Source organism: Gammaproteobacteria bacterium, from assembly GCA_016199745.1.
Taxonomy (GTDB): Bacteria; Pseudomonadota; Gammaproteobacteria; order Acidiferrobacterales; family Sulfurifustaceae; genus JACQFZ01.
The window spans coordinates 1-16,913 of the sequence record JACQFZ010000038.1 but is presented as its reverse complement, the minus strand read 5'-3'; the positions used below and the strand labels follow the sequence as shown (position 1 = coordinate 16,913).

18 protein-coding genes are annotated in these 16,913 nt (G+C 55.1%); 5 read left to right on the top strand and 13 right to left on the bottom strand.

Annotated features, from left to right (window positions below; translation table 11 throughout):
- Window positions 1-28 precede the first annotated feature (28 nt).
- Entirely contained in the window at window positions 29-934 is a 906-nt protein-coding gene (locus HY308_09230) for a LysR family transcriptional regulator (GenBank protein ID MBI3898464.1), read from the top strand.
- Between the two features lie 661 nt (window positions 935-1,595).
- Here HY308_09230 and HY308_09225 read toward each other — a convergent pair.
- The 6 genes from HY308_09225 to HY308_09200 all read right to left on the bottom strand — a co-directional run bounded on the left by HY308_09225 (window position 1,596) and on the right by HY308_09200 (window position 4,591).
- Complete coding sequence (locus HY308_09225) at window positions 1,596-2,267, bottom strand: DUF799 family lipoprotein (protein MBI3898463.1); 672 nt, start codon at window positions 2,265-2,267, stop codon at window positions 1,596-1,598.
- Entirely contained in the window at window positions 2,264-2,629 is a 366-nt protein-coding gene (locus HY308_09220) for a DUF4810 domain-containing protein (GenBank protein ID MBI3898462.1), read from the bottom strand. Before HY308_09220 ends, HY308_09225 begins: the two co-directional genes overlap by 4 nt.
- Entirely contained in the window at window positions 2,626-3,297 is a 672-nt protein-coding gene (locus tag HY308_09215; protein MBI3898461.1) for a CsgG/HfaB family protein, read from the bottom strand. The genes HY308_09220 and HY308_09215 overlap by 4 nt, the downstream gene beginning before the upstream one ends.
- 234 nt (window positions 3,298-3,531) lie before the next feature.
- Window positions 3,532-3,843, bottom strand: a complete 312-nt coding sequence (locus HY308_09210) for a hypothetical protein (protein MBI3898460.1) — start codon at window positions 3,841-3,843, stop codon at window positions 3,532-3,534.
- On the bottom strand, window positions 3,840-4,241 hold the full coding sequence (locus HY308_09205; protein MBI3898459.1) for a phage holin family protein: 402 nt from the start codon (window positions 4,239-4,241) through the stop codon (window positions 3,840-3,842). Before HY308_09205 ends, HY308_09210 begins: the two co-directional genes overlap by 4 nt.
- Window positions 4,238-4,591 (bottom strand): hypothetical protein, encoded by a 354-nt coding sequence (locus tag HY308_09200; GenBank protein MBI3898458.1) that lies wholly within the window; start codon window positions 4,589-4,591, stop codon window positions 4,238-4,240. Before HY308_09200 ends, HY308_09205 begins: the two co-directional genes overlap by 4 nt.
- A gap of 376 nt (window positions 4,592-4,967) precedes the next feature.
- On the opposite strand from HY308_09200, the gene HY308_09195 reads away from it, so the two are divergent.
- Entirely contained in the window at window positions 4,968-6,170 is a 1,203-nt protein-coding gene (locus HY308_09195; GenBank protein MBI3898457.1) for an AI-2E family transporter, read from the top strand.
- A 122-nt stretch (window positions 6,171-6,292) separates the two neighbouring features.
- On the opposite strand, the gene HY308_09190 is transcribed toward HY308_09195, so the two are convergent.
- A complete protein-coding gene (locus HY308_09190) occupies window positions 6,293-7,084 on the bottom strand; it encodes a serine protease (GenBank protein MBI3898456.1) in 792 nt (263 codons plus the stop codon).
- Between the two features lie 133 nt (window positions 7,085-7,217).
- On the opposite strand from HY308_09190, the gene HY308_09185 reads away from it, so the two are divergent.
- Window positions 7,218-7,751 carry a transposase gene (locus HY308_09185; protein ID MBI3898455.1) on the top strand — a complete coding sequence of 178 codons (534 nt, stop codon included), beginning with the start codon at window positions 7,218-7,220 and terminating at the stop codon, window positions 7,749-7,751.
- Window positions 7,752-7,927: 176 nt separating this feature from the next.
- Here HY308_09185 and HY308_09180 read toward each other — a convergent pair whose 3' ends face one another.
- Both HY308_09180 and HY308_09175 read right to left on the bottom strand, forming a co-directional pair.
- Window positions 7,928-8,779 (bottom strand): hypothetical protein, encoded by an 852-nt coding sequence (locus tag HY308_09180; protein ID MBI3898454.1) that lies wholly within the window; start codon window positions 8,777-8,779, stop codon window positions 7,928-7,930.
- A gap of 733 nt (window positions 8,780-9,512) precedes the next feature.
- Window positions 9,513-11,174, bottom strand: coding sequence for a cytochrome C (locus HY308_09175; protein MBI3898453.1), 1,662 nt, complete (start codon window positions 11,172-11,174; stop codon window positions 9,513-9,515).
- A 751-nt stretch (window positions 11,175-11,925) separates the two neighbouring features.
- Between HY308_09175 and HY308_09170 the strand changes: the two genes are divergently transcribed.
- A complete protein-coding gene (locus HY308_09170; GenBank protein ID MBI3898452.1) occupies window positions 11,926-13,017 on the top strand; it encodes a fatty acid desaturase in 1,092 nt (363 codons plus the stop codon).
- Window positions 13,018-13,314: 297 nt separating this feature from the next.
- Here HY308_09170 and HY308_09165 read toward each other — a convergent pair whose 3' ends face one another.
- From HY308_09165 to HY308_09150, 4 genes are all read right to left on the bottom strand, one after another.
- Entirely contained in the window at window positions 13,315-13,710 is a 396-nt protein-coding gene (locus tag HY308_09165) for an MAPEG family protein (GenBank protein ID MBI3898451.1), read from the bottom strand.
- Window positions 13,711-13,756: 46 nt separating this feature from the next.
- Window positions 13,757-14,056, bottom strand: coding sequence for a hypothetical protein (locus HY308_09160; protein MBI3898450.1), 300 nt, complete (start codon window positions 14,054-14,056; stop codon window positions 13,757-13,759).
- Window positions 14,057-14,636: 580 nt separating this feature from the next.
- On the bottom strand, window positions 14,637-15,218 hold the full coding sequence (locus tag HY308_09155) for a hypothetical protein (protein ID MBI3898449.1): 582 nt from the start codon (window positions 15,216-15,218) through the stop codon (window positions 14,637-14,639).
- A 43-nt stretch (window positions 15,219-15,261) separates the two neighbouring features.
- A complete protein-coding gene (locus tag HY308_09150; GenBank protein ID MBI3898448.1) occupies window positions 15,262-16,158 on the bottom strand; it encodes a hypothetical protein in 897 nt (298 codons plus the stop codon).
- Window positions 16,159-16,303: 145 nt separating this feature from the next.
- On the opposite strand from HY308_09150, the gene HY308_09145 reads away from it, so the two are divergent.
- Window positions 16,304-16,651 carry a hypothetical protein gene (locus HY308_09145; protein ID MBI3898447.1) on the top strand — a complete coding sequence of 116 codons (348 nt, stop codon included), beginning with the start codon at window positions 16,304-16,306 and terminating at the stop codon, window positions 16,649-16,651.
- The last annotated feature ends 262 nt before the right edge of the window (window positions 16,652-16,913 follow it).

The following is a 16,913-nucleotide window of genomic DNA, read 5'->3' as shown; positions in this document are numbered from 1 at the left end:
GCGCACATAGTCCGTGCATAATTGCACAATGAACTCACCTGACTGGAACGATCTGCGGTTTTTTCTGGCGCTGATCGACGCGAGCACGCTGTCGGGCGCGGCCCGCGAACTCGGTGTCGAACATACGACCGTCGCCCGTCGCATCGACGCCCTCGAAGCACAACTGACAGTGCGTCTGTTCGATCGATTTCCGAAAGGCTGGTCGCTCACCGCAGAAGGCGCCGCGCTGGTTCCGCACGCACGTCGGCTCGAAGAGGAAATGCACGCCTTGATACGCGCCGCCGCCGGCTCGGCGACGCTGAGCGGCGTCGTTCGTATTTCGGCGCCGCCGGCGCTCACGGCGTATTTGCTGGCGCCGCACCTGCGAGACACGCTGCAACGCCTGCCGGATATCAAGATCGAACTACTGGGTGAACCGCGTGAAGCGGACCTGACACGGCGCGAAGCCGAAATCGCTCTGCGCTTCCGCCGCCCTACCGCGCCCGGACTCGTGGTGCGTTTGCTGACGACGATCCAATATAGCTTGTATGCACGCACACAATATCTGACCGAGCGTGCGCCTCCGCAATGGGAATTTCTCGGCTACAACGACAGCCTGCAACACACGCCGCAACAACAGTGGCTCGATAAGATCAGAGGTACGCGGCGTTATTGCTTGCGCACAAACGACCTGAGCACATTATTCCGGGCCGTTGCCGCCGGCATTGGCGTGACCGTTCTGCCGGATTACTTCGAACAACAATGTTCAGAATTGGTCCGCGTCGAATCGGAACCGTGCCCAGTGAAACGCAAACTCTGGATCGTCATGCACGAGGACGTGCGGCGTGCGGCGCGCGTGCGTATCGTCGCCGACGAAATTATCGCGCTGTTTAGCGTCGAACCGTGGCTCGGTTTGGTTGACGCCGCACCAGAAATTATTCTCAATAAAACATAAGGGCGCCCGCAGGCGTTCTTGTTATCTCCAACTTACCCGACTGCTCCGCTGCCCGCCGAGCGGCCGATCTCGATCTGGTCGTCATTGGCGTGATGAGTAATGCGGAAATAAAGGGAACGGAACCGAATGGCACTTACTTAACTCGACTATGTTACTAAACTGACCGACCCCGAACTTATTAGCAGGTCCCTTCCCCTTCAGGGGGAAGGACAGGATGGGGGTGGGTTGTGATCGCTACTGCAAAAAAACCCACCCCCACCCCGGCTGTTCCCGCCCAGTGCGCACGAAAATCTCGTGCGCCCGTTCGGCGGCGCGAGTGTCCACTGGACACTCGCGAAAGCTCCGCCTCACCCCCCTGAGGGGGAGGGAGTGGCGGCTGATACGTTTCGGTTTTTGCTTAAGTAAGTGCCATTCGGAACGGAACCGAATGGCGCTTACTTAATAGATTCGCCGCCATAACCGCAGCGTTCCCTCTCCCCTTGCGGGAGAGGGACAGGGAGAGGGGGACGCTTATCAACGTTATATCACCCCTCTCCCCGGCCCTCTCCCGCAAGGGGAGAGGGAGTGTCGGTGGATAGGCTTCGGCTTTTGCTTTAAGTAAGTGCCATTCGGAACGGAACCCCCACTCCTCCGGCAGTCAGATCACGCGTGCCGTGGACACTTATGGCATCCCATACTGGGGATGATGCGGGCCGTAAAGCAGGCCTCGGTTTTGATTCATTAGCTGCATATTGGCTAAACGCGCGACATTACGCCCGTTGTCCAATGAGTTATCGAGCGCTTGTTTCACGGCGGCATTTATAATGGCGCCGACAAGTCCGCCGCCTGAGTTGTTTCCACCGTCGTCCTGAGCGGCCAGCGTTCCTTCCCACAACGTTGTTGCCGTCGCGGTATCAACCAGTCGAGCGTTAGCCACCACCCTGGTAACACTGCTCAATAGCTGAAACTTCGTTCCATACTCTTTCAGCGTTATATACAAAACACTATCTGCCCCAATAACGTCTTTGATTTTACGCAGCGGCGCCTGGTGCATTTCGCCTGGGGTTGGCAGGCCGTTTTCCTTGAGCAACTGATCGACCAACACAACGGGGTACACGTAATACCCCATTTCCGCAATCGGCCGCGTGATAGAGGAAAGAAAGCTATAGGTACCTCTTACGTCGGTGGTCTCATTCAGCGGAGGAAGCACCACCATCGATCGCGGGAAGTGAGCACGGTAGTTCGTGTAGTCATAGGTCGGCTGAGTTACGCAGCCGACCAAGAGCCCTCCGACAAGCAGAACGTACAGGCCCTTCATTCGCATAAGTCGCACCTTCAGTGATTGTGTTTTCATTTTTTTTGAAGGTTGGCGATCAAGCGATCCATGAATACCGCTGATTCTGGAAAATTGGCTTTTTCCGTTGCGAACTCCTGACGGGCCGCATCCACTTTGCCGACCTGATAGTAAAGATACCCAAGTTGCGCGTGGAAACCGGGATGGGCCGGTTTATTCTGCGCGCGCGCTCGTTGGTAATCTCTTTCCATCTGTTCAATGGCGGCTTCCGGAGGAGTCTTACCGGGATCGTTGTACGTGTTGTAAACGACGTTCTCGTACCCGCCCCACGAGTAAATCGACGGTCGTGTAGTACACGCCGCCAATGACACCAACAACACGACTGCCAAGCCGCAGCGAAGCGCCCTATTGTGCTTTCTCACTGAACCGGCTTCCACTTTCCTTGTTCGATGCCTTCGACCAGGCGGTTAATGGCTTCACGCATGGCGAGATCTAACACCTTGCCGTTGAGCGTGGAGTCGTAGCCCGACCTGCCGCCAAAGCCAATGATTTCGCGACTATTCAATTCATATTCACCGGCACCTTGCACCGAATAAACGGTATCCGACGTCTGCACATCGACAACGTTAAGAATGACTTTTGTGTAAGCCACTTGTTTCTTACCACTACCGAGGATGCCGAACAACTGAACATCGCCGACTTCTTTTCGGCCGAATTCCGCAACGTCACCCGTTATCACGAAGTCGGCGCCCTTGAGCTTCTGCGGCTGGTTTTTTATGGACGCTTCGTGCGCCATTTCTTGCAAGTTATCGCGATCGACAACATGGAAGCGGCCGGTTTGGCTCAAGTGGCCGATTAAAATCGTCTTGGCCTGACCACCGAGACGATCAACGCCGTCCGAAAACAGCCCGCGCATGTAACTCGAGCGATTGTCGAACTTGCCAACCACCAAGGTGGCCTTTTGGCCAGTGTAGGGCGTATTCGCCGAGGCGACCTTTTCCACCTCGAGCGCACGATGCGATTCAGTGGCACACCCAACTAGGGTTACACCGAAGAAAACAAAGAGGATTACTGCACGAGCTTTTTTCATTTCACCACCCAGAATTTTAATTACGCGCGGGAAATAGTAGAGGCTTTTGGGCGACTCTGCCATGACTCAGAATAAGGCTTAAAAGTATCAGAATGGAAAATGGGCTACCACAAGCGACGCCGGACGCCAGCAGGAAATTCGCAATGGAATATCGGCATGTCCTTCGATTCATCGGGAATCGAATGCCAATGCTTTGAAAAGTTGCCGGGTACTAGGCAAGAACTTAAACATTGGTTATATCCTGCGCGAAACTGCTCGGCGTAGCAGTTTCGCGAACAGCTGCAGCGCGATCGGTAGCAACAATGCAATAACGACGTTCCGCAACGGAAACGATGGCGACGGGTTTTCCGATACCGGTTGACGGCGTTTGCGCCACCCCCATACGCCAACGACGGCCGCGGCCGCGACGCTGGCAACGACCAGATAAGCCGGCTGCATCTGGCTCGAAACCGTTTGCGACTTTGCTTGCGCGATCTGATCGCGTAGTTGTTGTTTCGATTGTTCGAGCTTGCGTTCGGCGAGCGCGATTTCCGAATTACGTCTCATGGAGAATCGGCCGGCGTTTTACGCAACTGGCGGCGCGTTGCTGGGAACAGGAGATTGCGGCTGAGCTTGAAGGCGACGAGAACGCCGCCGATCGCAAGCAACAAGTTCAAGCTGGCGACGCCCGCGAAAGCGGCGAGCCAACTCACGCCGAGCGAGACCATCCACAGGGCCAGCATCACCATGAGCGCGGTCCATGTGCCGATGATGGCGAATCCGACAACGATGCCGATGGCGACGAGCCACATCAGCGTGTGCCCCGCTTGGCGCAGCTCGAGCGTCGCTAGCTCGACGAAATTCGTTAGGACATCGCGCGCCGATGAGATGGCATTCGTGATCGCCGCGAATATTCCGCCCGCGGCCGGCGCTTCGGGCGAATCCGATTCGCGTTCGCTTTTCAACGAATCATCCGAGCAATGAGAAGGCCCACGGCAAATGCGACGCCGACCGCTTTGAGCGAGTTTTGTTGGATATAGACGCGCACATCGGTGACGAGTTTTTCTTTATCGATGTTGAACTCGTTGGCCTGCCCTTCCAACCAGTCGGCGGCGTTGGCCGTGCCGGCCGCGGCTTTGTCGACCATGTTATGCGCGAACTGGTCCGCGCGGTCGATGGCGGGCTTGGCCTCGCGCGCCGCATCGTTGGCGGCTTTGGCCACGCGATCGACGATGTCGCGCGCGGTTTGGGCGAGTTTATCGACGGCGTCTTCGACCGTTTCCTTAGTATCGGAGAGTGGAGGTGTCGGTTTCATGTCGTCTCCCTAGTGTCCCGAGTCATTAATTCGTTGAATAAATGTATCGCTAGCCACTCCCCTCTCCCCTTGCGGGAGAGGGGCCGGGGGAGAGGGGGGAACCTTATAACTTTCCCCTCTCCCTTGTTGTATTCCCACCTGGGTGCAGGAAAATCACCTGCACCCGTTCGGCGGCGCGAACACACGTTAAGTGTGTTCGCGAAAACCCCGCCTCACCTCCCGCATGGGGAGAGGGAGACGCAGCATCAAGCATCCGGGAATTCTTTAATGAATTAATGACTCGGGATACTAGGTGCTAACACTGTTCGGGCACAACCACGCCATTATCAGCAAAGCCGGCGCTTTGCCCAAGCCTCGCTATAATTTTAGTGGCGAAATGGCCCAATCGGGCCAACTACCAATAACTCGGTCAACCTTACGCATGCAAAACCCAGCCGACATGCCCACGGCAACAGAAATCACGCCGACCGCCACTCGCAAACCGCGCACCCGACCACGCGGCATCGCCGTCAACATTATCGCCGCCGTGGCACTGATTTATATCCTCGACTGGGCGCAAAGCTTCTTCGTCTCGCTGCTCGTCGGCATCCTCATCGCCTACACGCTGAACCCGCTCGTTACCGGGCTCAAAAAGCTGAAGATTTGGCGGCCACTCGGCGCAACGATCGTCATGATCGGCGTGCTGTGCGCACTGGTGTTCGGCGCCTATTCCATACGCGGGCAAGTGCAGACGATCATCAATCAATTACCGTCGGCGAGCAGCAAGATTTCCAATGGCCTCGCGTCCTTGCAGCAAAAACAACGACGCAACATGGCAAAGGTGGAAAGCGCCGCCCGCGCGCTGGAGAATGCGACGAACCCGACGAAACCGGTCGAAGCGCCGGATCCCGACGTGCCGCAAGTACAAGTCGTGTTCGAGCAACCGCCGATGTTCCGGCTGAGTAGTGTGCTGTTAACGAGCTCGGTCGGCGCCATCGGCGTGCTCGGGCAAATTGCGATGGTGATTTTTCTCGTGTATTTCTTGCTACTCGCGGGCGGTACCTTCAAGCGCAAGCTGGTGCGTCTCGCGGGGCCGTCGCTGTCGCATCAGAAGATCACTATCGTCATCCTCGACGACATCAACCAATCGATTCAGCGCTACACGCTCATGCTACTCGTCACCAACGTGCTACTCGGCATCGTAACGTGGATCGCGTTCACACTCATCGGCCTCGAAAACGCCGGCGCGTGGGCGGTTGCCGCCGGCGTGCTGCACTTGATCCCCTACTTCGGCCCCGCGGTCACTGCCGGTCTTACCGGCATGGCCGGATTCGTTCAGTTCAACGCGTTCTCGGACGCGATGCTCGTCGCCGGCACATCGCTCGCGATTGCGACCACCGTCGGTACGTTCGTGCAAACGTGGATGACCGGACACATGGCACGCATGAACTCGGCGGCGATATTTATTGCGCTGCTGTTCTTTGGTTGGCTGTGGGGTGTGTGGGGCATGCTGCTTAGCATTCCGATTGTTGTGATCGTGAAAGTTATTACACAACAGATCGAGCGGTTGCGGGCGGTGGCTGAGTTGTTAAGCGAGTAATTGCTTTCAACGCCAGTAAGATTTCTGCGGTACGCAAACAATTGGGGACAGACTTAATCCTAAACCATGGTCTGAGCTAACTTCATTTGCGTTTTTGGAATTGCGCCAGCGTGACAGATGCCTCAACTAGCACTAACGCTCGCCGCCAATTCGCGAATTACCGATGTTTTCCACACGTACCCTATGTCTCCATCCTTTGTGTCCCTCCCGGTATAAATCCCAAGGAACCTAAAACACGCTGACGTTCGTGTTTCAACGTTTTTACCAATCTGAATTGGATAACCCGGATGACGATACGCGATAACCGGAGCACCCGACAGCCCATTTGTGGTTCGACAATTGATCAAAAACATCGGCATACCGTCGAAGTCGAAGTTGATCTCGGTCGCAACGAACCCACTGATCCAGACCGCTATCGGCGGAAGCCCCGGACGCATTTCGCCACTCGCACCCAACCCTCTAGGGAATCCAACGACGTTTACAGGAGTGGCCGGATCGACGTTGAATTGCACTTCCCCCTTTCCGTCTAACGAATATTTATATGGTCTAATTCCGTCAACGGTCGGTAATGGAATAGCGACCAGGTCAACTTTGTCTCCGAGCACAGGATGTTCATACCAAAGCGGGTTTCCGTCCTGATCAAGAAGCTGGGCGATCGATCGGACCCAGGATATCTCAGTCGCATCCTTCGACACATTTGCTTGAAGTATCGCAATTTGATTCGGAACCCCGCCTGTCGACGACAACAATTTATTCGTCTGATGATGCTTTCCTGTGACGTTGTGTCTTGCCGTTATAAGTAATGGGCCAAGCGGCGCATCTACCACGAAGCCCGTTCCACTCGCAACAATAGTTCCGTCGAACAAGAGTTCGACGAATAGCGACTTTACCGAGAATAAATTTATCGACTGCATGTTACGTCAGCCTGGCACAGTGGTTGATGAACTGGGAATCCTGATTCAAGCGGTTATATCAGAATTCGGGTAACCAGTCTGTCGGTGAGCCCGGTAGGATGGGTGAAACCCATCAACAGGAAATCAAACGACGGTGACCGACTATCGCCGCGCTAATGTGCCAGGTGGAACATATTTCTTCACCGTCAATCTGGCCGAGCGTCACCGAACGGATCTGGTTGATCGGATCGATATCCTGAAACGAATAATTCGGGAGGAAATTAAGGCGCACCCGTTTACGCTCGATGCCATCGTCGTCATGCCTGACCATCTCCACGCACTGTGGACGTTGCCGGCCGGCGACAACGATTATTCCAACCGCTGGCGCCGGCTCAAGGCAACATTTTCAGCAACCTATCCACCGTATGAGCGACGTTCGGTAAGCCGTCAGTCAAAGGGCGAGCGCGGTATTTGGCAGCGTCGTTTTTGGGAACACCTAATCCGCGATGAAAAGGATCTTCAACGGCATTTCGATTACATTCATTACAATCCGGTCAAACACGGCTATGTGAAGCGCGTGCGCGATTGGCCGCATTCGACGTTTCATCGTCATGTGCGGGACGGCATTTATTCCGTTGAGTGGGCTGGCGGAACAGAACAGGAATTGGCGGTCGGTGAGTTTGAATGATGATGGGTTTCACCCATCCTACCGGGCTTTTTGTTTTTTACATTAGGGGGTTGGAGCTTAAGTAAGTGGCATTCGCGTCAGGCCCCATTGATATGGAGTCTGACGCCCTTGATATGTTGATAGCACATTAATGCGGATAAGCAGCGAGCCCACCGCGCGGGCTCGCTGTTTTACTTTTACCGAGTCTTAAATTCAATGAGCTCCACGCGTTCACCTTCGCTGCTGACTTCTAAAATAATTCCAACGCCTGGGGCGTAGTATTTATGCGCATACTTACCCGGCTCGATGGGCGTGTATTCCTTGGTGATCAAGCAAGTGTTGGCGCACGAGCTCGCCGGCACCTTGGTGCTGCCGGTCACCGAGACCACCTTTGCGACATCTTCGGCCACGCCCAGCGCGACCTCTTGGCGGTAAACCGTGCCGGGTTTCGGTATCGTGGCGACAAACAAACCGGGCTTGGCGTAGTCCCGGCCAACTTTGAAGGAGCCGCCAAGGTCGACCAGTTCCGCATCCGCCGGCGCATCGCCTTTGAATGTCTCGAAGTTTCGTACCAGCTCACCGCAGTACCAGACGTTGCCGTCCTTATCTTGTGTGTACCAATCGTCGGTGTCCTCATGCAGTTCACCGTTTCTTTCTACCTGGTCATGAATCATTAGGCAGGTCACTCCCTCGATCAATTTTGTTTTGTTGGTGACGGTCACCGTAATTTTTTCGGTGCGTCCTTGATATACCCAGCGGTTGCCGGGCACCAGCGGAAAATACTGATTGGGAGTGACCGAGTTGCCGATTTCCAGAGGATTAACGAAATTGCTCGGCTCGAAGTCGGGATCGTAAGGCGCTTCGCCGACGGCATTACAAAGATTCCGACGTTCTATCCGCTGTTGATCGCATAAGCCCCAAGCATCTTTATATCCGCTGCGCACCTCTTGTAGGCATTGTTGCTGTTCGGTCGTATCGGATAGATTGGTACAGCTGGAAATGGTCTTCCAGTAGTCAGCGGCGGCCTCGTAACGACAAGACTTCTGCATGGTTAGTGCGATATTGCTGCAAGATTTTTGGTTATCGCGAATCGAATTAAATTCGTTGTCATTTGCCAGCGCTGGTTGCCAGATGAGGAGATCGACCAGAGCTAACGTGGTTACAAATACTCCAGTTCTGCATTTCGCCAAGACAGGTATCTCGAACATTGCGCGTCCCTCCATTCATGTTTTGGTCAGGTTGCGTAATGATAGGGAGTGACCCTTGCAGGAACCTTGCCTGAAGGTTAGCAATCGGCAATGTTTGCTCGGCCGCTGTCTAATCAGGTGCGGCGTTTTGGCTGTTCGACTGACGGAGTTTTAGAAGAAGCTGCGTTTGCACAACTTTGGAAAGCGCCCCATTTAATTCATTTTGTTCCCACAGAAAGGCCCAAGCAGAGCGGGGCGTCTTTATTTGGAAGAACTACAAGACTCGCGTCATAGTGCTTTAAGCGATCCAAAAAGAATAAAAAGGGCCGGGAGTCAATGGCACTTAAGCGCCATCGACAACAGATGCCACGATTTGCTCCTCCCCCTTCAGGGAGGAGGTTGGGAGGGGGGTGGGTTTTATGGCAGCGATAACCGAGTAAAAAACCCACCCCCACCCCAGCCCTCCCCCTGAGGGGGAGGGAGCTAGAGCGTGCCGCGGCTTAAGTAAGTGCCATTCGGAACCAGACTCGATTTATACCCCCTTAGTTCTCAACAAGACGCCGACAAGACCGTCGGCGCCTCGGTTTCCGTTTTATTAAAGCGTCTTCAAAAACTCAAGAAGATCCGCCTTCTCCCAATCTCCCAACCATGTGCCGTACTCATGCCCCTTGTTTGAATTCCCGGGAAGGTGGGTATCAAACCGGAAATTGCCGGCAGAGTCGCGCACGTCGAACCCTACGCGTTGAGTGTCAAACTCTCGGGAGCCGGCATAAAACATTTGGATGCGTTGGCTCGACGGTTTTAACAACTCGGCGAGATTCGGCACTGAACCGTTATGCAGATAAGGCGCCGTTGCCCATATGCCATCCAGCGGGCGTGCCCGGTAGGCGACGATATTTTTCGGTTCATAGGGCGGCAAACCCGGGGCCTTGACGCGATAGCCAATCAATTCGGCCGTCTCCGCGGGCGTCAGCACAGGCTGGATTCCCTGGACTGCATCGGTCGAGGCCAGTCCGACGATGATGCTCAATAATACCGGTGCCGGTAGTTGAGACTGCCCAGTGTACGGAGCCGGCAAATAAGGCGCCAAGCCGCCCGTTGCAGCAGGACGCAACGCGATGTTCAGCGAGGCTAACGGATCGGTCCCCAGCTCCGACAACGGCGTCATGTGGGTTTCCACGAACTGCACGCCAAAATAATTTTCTGCCGCCGGCGTCATCGGGTACCGCCCCATGCTGTCGGGCAGCGCATGGCAGGATGCGCAATTTTTCGCATAAATCATGCGTCCGTTTTCGGCGCGCCCGTGGTCGATCTGGCCCAGGATGTCTTCCGGCCATTTGGGTGCCTTGAGGCGAGTCACCAGACGCTCAAGCTCGAAAAGCTCACGCCCGCGGGCGGTGGTCTTCCCTAACTTGCTGACGTCCTTTAACTCGACGCTGCCAAAGGTGCCCAACACCTCGCCGACATTGCGGCCAAACGGATTATTCGCGGAACCGTTCCATTGCACCCAATCGTGCTGCGGAGTGCTCCATAAAAACGGATAACTTACCGACGCATTAGGTTCGCGCTGGTTTTCAGGCGCGCCCAAATCGTCGACATACAGCTCGTTCATGATGTAACCAAAGGCATCCAGGCGGCCGTAACCATATACGTGGCTGGTGAGGTTGCGTGCCATAAAACCGGAATACTTCTTCTCGAATTGTTCCAGCTCGCTACGCAGAGCCGCGAATGCTGTCGGGTCATTCGATTTGGTAACGCGCCGAGCGAAGCGGTTAAACGTCGCATCGTCAACTACCGTCTTTTTTAACGCGCGCCCCAACTGCGTGACGAAGCTCTGGAAATCCGCCATGGTTGGCGCACCGTCGATACGCATCCGCACGCCTTTGAATTGGATGTCGTTGGTGTGACAGGCGCCACAGGTATAACCCATCCAGTCTTGCTTGCCTTCATTGCGCTCGATGGCAAATCCCACGGGCAAGCGGTCACCCTCTGGCGCACTAGCGTCGGCATAACCTGTCAGATACTTAAAGCGACGGATATAAGCCGGGGTACTGAACGGCGCCTTGCTATCGGGCTGCTCCAACGACAAAAACCAGGAGAGAGGAATGAGATAAGAACCTTGCGGAGTGTTGTAAAACCCTGCCCGATCCTGAGCAGACCAGCCTTGATCCAGATAGACGACCTCCGACTCACTCAATGCAGGCCTGGCCACCGCCAGCATCGCCACAAACATCAACCCTGCCTTTCTTGAAATCATATTTCCTCCCTTGTTTGAAATAACGAAACACAGTCACTAACACAAGAGAACTCTGCAAGCTCAGAGAACTCCCGACATCACCCTGATGCCTTGATTAATACCGATAGTATTGCAAGCGAACTAAAGGGGCCAGACTCGAATGCCACTTACTTAACCGCCATCGACAACAGATGCCACGATTGACTCCTCCCCCTTCAGGGGGGAGGTTGGGAGGGGGGTGGGTTTAATGGCAGCGATAACCGAGATCCCTGTTTCTAAAAAACCCACCCCCACCCCAGCTGTTCCCGCCCGGTGCGCACGAATATCACGTGCGCCCGTTCGGCGGCGCCAGTGTCCACTGGACACTGGCGAAAGCTCCGCCTCACCCCCCCGAGGGGGAGGGCGCTAGAGCGTGCCGCGGCTTAAGTGCCATTCGGGCCAGACTCGATTGGCACTTAACTTAATGGATTCACCGCCATAACAACGGCGTTCCCTCTCCCCTTGCGGGAGAGGAAGTACCGGCGGATAGGCTTCGACTTTTGACGGTATGTAGATAGAACATCGCTGCGGCTCATCGGCCGATAGTAGCGAGCGAGAGCTTTGCACTCGGCAACGCTCTTGTTCAGTGAGTGAAAGTGCCAGAAATAAGACCAGGTAACGCAACTCTGTTGACTGTGTCGATGGGTGTCGGCATCATCAAACGGCTGTGAGAAATTGCAGCGTCGTTTTCGCGGTTCCTGCCAATATGGATCATTGTTCATGGAGCGATAGCATGCGTACTCCCGAGCTGCCGATTGAGCAGACCAACGAATTTCGGATGTTGTTGCGAAATATCGAAGCAATCGACGATGTACGGTTGATCGAGGCGATTCCGAAGGAGTTGTTCCAACCGAAGGTGTGGCGCGGCATGCTGGGTGCTCTTGTCAGCGCGTGCGTTTATATCGGGGCGCTCGTGGGCGTGGCATACGCGCCGCATTGGCTCCTGATTCTGCCCTTGTGGTTGGTGGCCGGACTCGGCGCGTGGGGTCTTTTCTGCATCAATCATGATTGCGGACACAGCTCTTTTTCTCGCTCCCCCACGTTGAACAGTTTTGTGGGTCATATCGTGGTGTTGCCGTTGCTCTTCCCGCACCACGGCTGGCGTCACATGCATAACCTGCATCATCTACACGCGAATTGCCTGGAGCTGGACCCGGATTGGCGGCCCCGGACGCGGGCCGAGCTTAAGCATGTGACGTTATGGGATCGGTTGATGTACCTGACATCGCGCGGGTGGTTCTGGTGGATTGGAACCGTCAATTATCAATACCATTGCTGTCGTCCGGGCTTCCTGCCCAAACGCGAGGCGCGCAAGGAAGCCACGCGGTCGCTCGTTATCGTGGGGTTGTTCGCCGCCGTGTATTTGCCGGCGCTGGTTTACTTTACGGGTCCTGTCGGGTTGGTGCTTTACTTCCTTGGGCCGTGGCTCGCGTTTCACGCGTGGTTCAGCACGACTACCCTGATGCACCACACGACACCCGAGCTGCCGTTTCTGCCAATAAAATATTGGACCCGGAATGCGAGCCGGTTATTGCTCACGACCGACTACAACTACCCTAAGTGGCTGCACTTTCTGACTCACAATATCTCCGTGCACACCGCGCATCACGTGGCACCGATTATGCCGTTTTACAATCTGCCCCGTGCCAGGGAGGCACTAAAGCGCGCCTACCCGGGCATGGTGCGTGAAAAGAAGTTGAGTTTTCACCAGCTCTTCGAGATTGTCCGTAAATGTCATTTTTATGACCCGGTCCATGGGTACTATCTGACTCATCACGAAGAGCGAAGAACGCGCTCGGGCGAACCTCAGCACGTCAGTCTGTAAGGCGGGCGGTGCCGTGAGCGCCGGCGCCGCTTCAGGCGCGGCGCTACTAAAAGGTCTCAGAGTGGAATGGCACTTACTTATTAATAGATTCACCGCCATAACAGCAGCGTTCCCTTTCCCCTTGCGGGAGAGGAAACCCTTATCAACGTTATATCACCCCTCTCCCCGACCCTCTCCCGCAAGGGGAAAGGGGGTATCGGTGGATATGCTTCGGCTTTTGCTTGGGATTGGAATAAAGGGGATGCTTTTCAATCCATTGTTGCGAATAACGGGTAGCGTCCCCTTTTATTAAAAGGGTTAGGCATTGAGCCCGGTCAGCGACAAGATGATGCCCACAAGTGCCAGGATGAGAAGGAACAACGTGGGAAGCATTGACATCATGAAGCCAGTTCCGCGCTTTGACGGGTAGCTGACATACGCACGCCAGTAGATATGCCGCCCAATCACGTAGACAACGCCCAAGCCAGCAACCAAAGGAGTGGACCAATATTTTGCGGCCAGAAATAGCGCGGGAAGAAAGGCAATTAGGGTTTCCAGCGTGTTCATTTGAACGCGATACATACGCTCAAAGCCCTCGTGCCCGGAGACCGCAGGCGCCTTAAGGCCGGACTGCCTGCGTGCGCGTCCGGTCAGCGCGCCGAAGGAAAAAAATTGAAGCACCGCTATGACTGCGACCAACTCTACGTATTGCATTTCATCTCCTGACGATAGTGTTACGAACCAAAGCCTAACGGCTAGCTCACCCGCGCCGCGCTGTTTGCGGCGTCGGGTTGAGCGTATTATTGGGCGGTACCGTTTCAGAAGCGCATATTTTTTTGATTTTTAGCAATGCGACTAACCCAATAATTTGGGTAACAAAAATCGCGATGCTACTCCAGAAAACCCACTTCGAAAAACTTATAAAAGTTTGTGCGACTTCGGGTATTGGCCACACATCCCAGTTGAGCGTGTTTTTAAACGCAGGGTCAACTGTAAAGGCAGCTAAGCCACCTGTAATGACAAAAGATGTGGCGCAAAGTAGAAAATAAATTTTCTTCATTTTTCGTTATGCCCAACGACCAAGTTAAGCCGCCTTGCGGCACGATAGACTTTCAGGAAACAAATTGCCGCGACGTCCGCAAGGTCGGCTTGAACGCATAGTTAGGCGCCATGCCCCTACACCGTGATGCGGCCCGACAGCCACCCCTCCTCAAGATACAGCAAGAGGGATAAAGGGGACGCTACATTGTTGCGAATAACGGGTAGCGTCCCCTTTTTTTTCGTTGAATGACGTGCTGGGGTTGGCCGGGGACGATGTAGCGGGGTAGACGGGCCACGGATCGCTCTTGCGAAAAAATGACAGCGTAATCTTGGGTGGGGCAATTATCAATCGAGTCTGACCCTATTGATCTCTATTGATCTTTCGCGAACGACTTTACCGAGAGCAGCGGCGGCGTGAACAGCGTGCTTAAGGTAGTGCCATTGGGTAGCGTCCCCTTTATTTCCGCAGATAAGTTCATCAGATTGCTTAAACACGGATCAACGTTCCCTTTGATGTCCAACGCTGCCCTTGAGCGGCGCGGGCCACAGACACAGCAGGAAACGCGCCGTTGTCACACCGCGTCCGCTCGAAGGGCTTGTTATGCATTTGAGTCTTGATTTTGCAGTACTGCCAGCGTTTCTCTACCAAGCGGAGTCAGGCTCCAGATTGGTCCCGATTTTCCGGTAGAACACTGTACGACACCCATGTGCTCCATTTCGGAAAGGGCGGCTCGAACAATTTCCTTATCTAATTTCGTTTCTTCGGCAAGACCGCCTATGAATCGCCATGTGTATTTCGGATTTCCGAGCGCGGTTAAAACTGCTCGTTTTCCTCCATCAATGAGGCGTACATCTTTAGTTTTTACACGCTCTGGCTCTGGCTCGGTTTCTTTATCCACTACAGCCTGAAGCTTTTCTTTCATTTCTGCTTCGAATCCGCCTCCCTTAAATTTCTTGATTTTGTCTATGTTGGAAAACGCGAGCCCGATGGCGCCAGCCAAGATAGCGAGACCCATTTCCTTAGGTTTTTCCAAGAAGGCGAGAACAGAACTGACGACTAGCAATACGGTACCTGAAGCTAGGTTAAGGAGCATATTGGGTGTGTTCTCCTTCTTTAGAATGCATAACGTTTGACGTGAGCGGCACACAACGGCGCCGCCGATCTTGATGAAGCGCACCAACGTGCCCCGCCGTTGTGTGTCCGCTCGACGGAAGGGTTAGGCGTCACGATTTTGGCGAAGCTAGTTTGTCCTCATGCCGCAAAAAAGCATCGAGGGTCTCCTTCGCAAAGGCGTGTCTCGAACGAAAGGATGGATCTACGAAGCCGAGCGACTTTGTGATGAAGTCGGTACCGTACTTGAACCACTCGGGCTTCTGCAGGTGGTATGCATTCACAGCCGCACTAGCTTGTTGAACCGCTGCATCGACTTCGCGAAGTGTTGGGTATCGGGACTTGTCGAGGTCTCGTACTGCCTTGTCGTTCCAAGACTCGGAGACCTCAAGGTGCGGAAACTTCCACTTGGTGTAGGCAGCCAGCGACGCGGAATCAACCGGTCTTGAAAGAAGCGAGTCGGTGTCGCTTGCGGGCTGTGCGGGGGATGCTGCGGGCGGCGACACGACGGGAAGTTCAGGTGGGGCTGTTGGCGGAGAGGGGGATCTCAGAGCGGCAAGTTCGGAGCGTAGCCGGTCGATCTCGTTGTTCTTTCTGTCAATCTCGTTGATGTGAGCAGTTTCGAACTGCTCGCGCTCGGCTCGGATCAGACGTGACTCTTGAATCGTGAGCAGAGTCTGGCCCTCAATGGCACGGCGTTCGTCGACCAATCGCTTCTGCGTGATCTGCACGGCCCGGTAAACGACTCGCGCTGGATATGGGTAGAGAAAGATGTAGGCGGCAGTCGTAAGGAGCGGATAGAGGAGTCCGCGCAGCAGGAGTGACTGGATGTCAGGAAAGACTAGCGTGTCGATCAGCGCGAACGTCCTAGTGACGGATGCCGAGGAGAACAACACGACGAAGAACTTGTAGTTCCAAAGAGACCAGGAAATAGCGAACGTGCCTAGGAGTGGACTCGACAGTCGCTCCTCAATCTGTTGCCTCACAGACTTGGCTAGTTCCTCGACCATGTTGGTGGTCCTCCGGGGGTTCTTGGCTGACGCCTAACGAAACGAATAGCGTTTATCCGCCGCCCCGCCCACACCAAACCCTGTCGCAGTGGCATCGGCGGCGGATAAACCTTGTTGAACTAAACCGCCCACCCGGGCGGGGCTTATGGGGATTGTAGGTGCAACCGGTGGGTCGTCAATCGTCGAGACGGATCAACGGGTAGGATCAACCGCCGATCAATGGGTTGATGATTGTTACCTGGCAGGCGCGCTGGTGATCGACGTTGCGTTCGTGTGCCGCCAAACGGCAGCTTACGGATGTTTGGCACGACCCGGTTCATGGCGCCGTGTGGCACGCGAAGGGGGCGAGACGATGACGACCACGGACGTCGCATTAGGGCGGGGCACGCACGGTCGATCGTGCCGCGGTCGGTGCGATCGCTTCCCGGAAGACGAACTGTCCCGTGCGGCACTGCGGGCAACGGAGTTCGTCAAAGCGCGCGACCCGGCGTAGGAATGCCTCTATCGATTCGATCACGGCAGGTTCCGGCGCCGGCACGTTGAGCGCGTCACGCGCGATGGTGAGGTGCGTCTTCTTTTTAGCGGGCCCGAGCAAAGGGGATAAAGGGGACGCTACCCAATGGCACTGCTTTAAGCCCACCGCTTACGTCGCTGTTGCCGTCGGCGTAGCTGCGCCTGCAAGACGTGTCGCGGCTTCGTCAGTAGCCAATGCTGTTTCGGTCGTCGCTTAACGACACGCGGCTCCACCCGCTCGG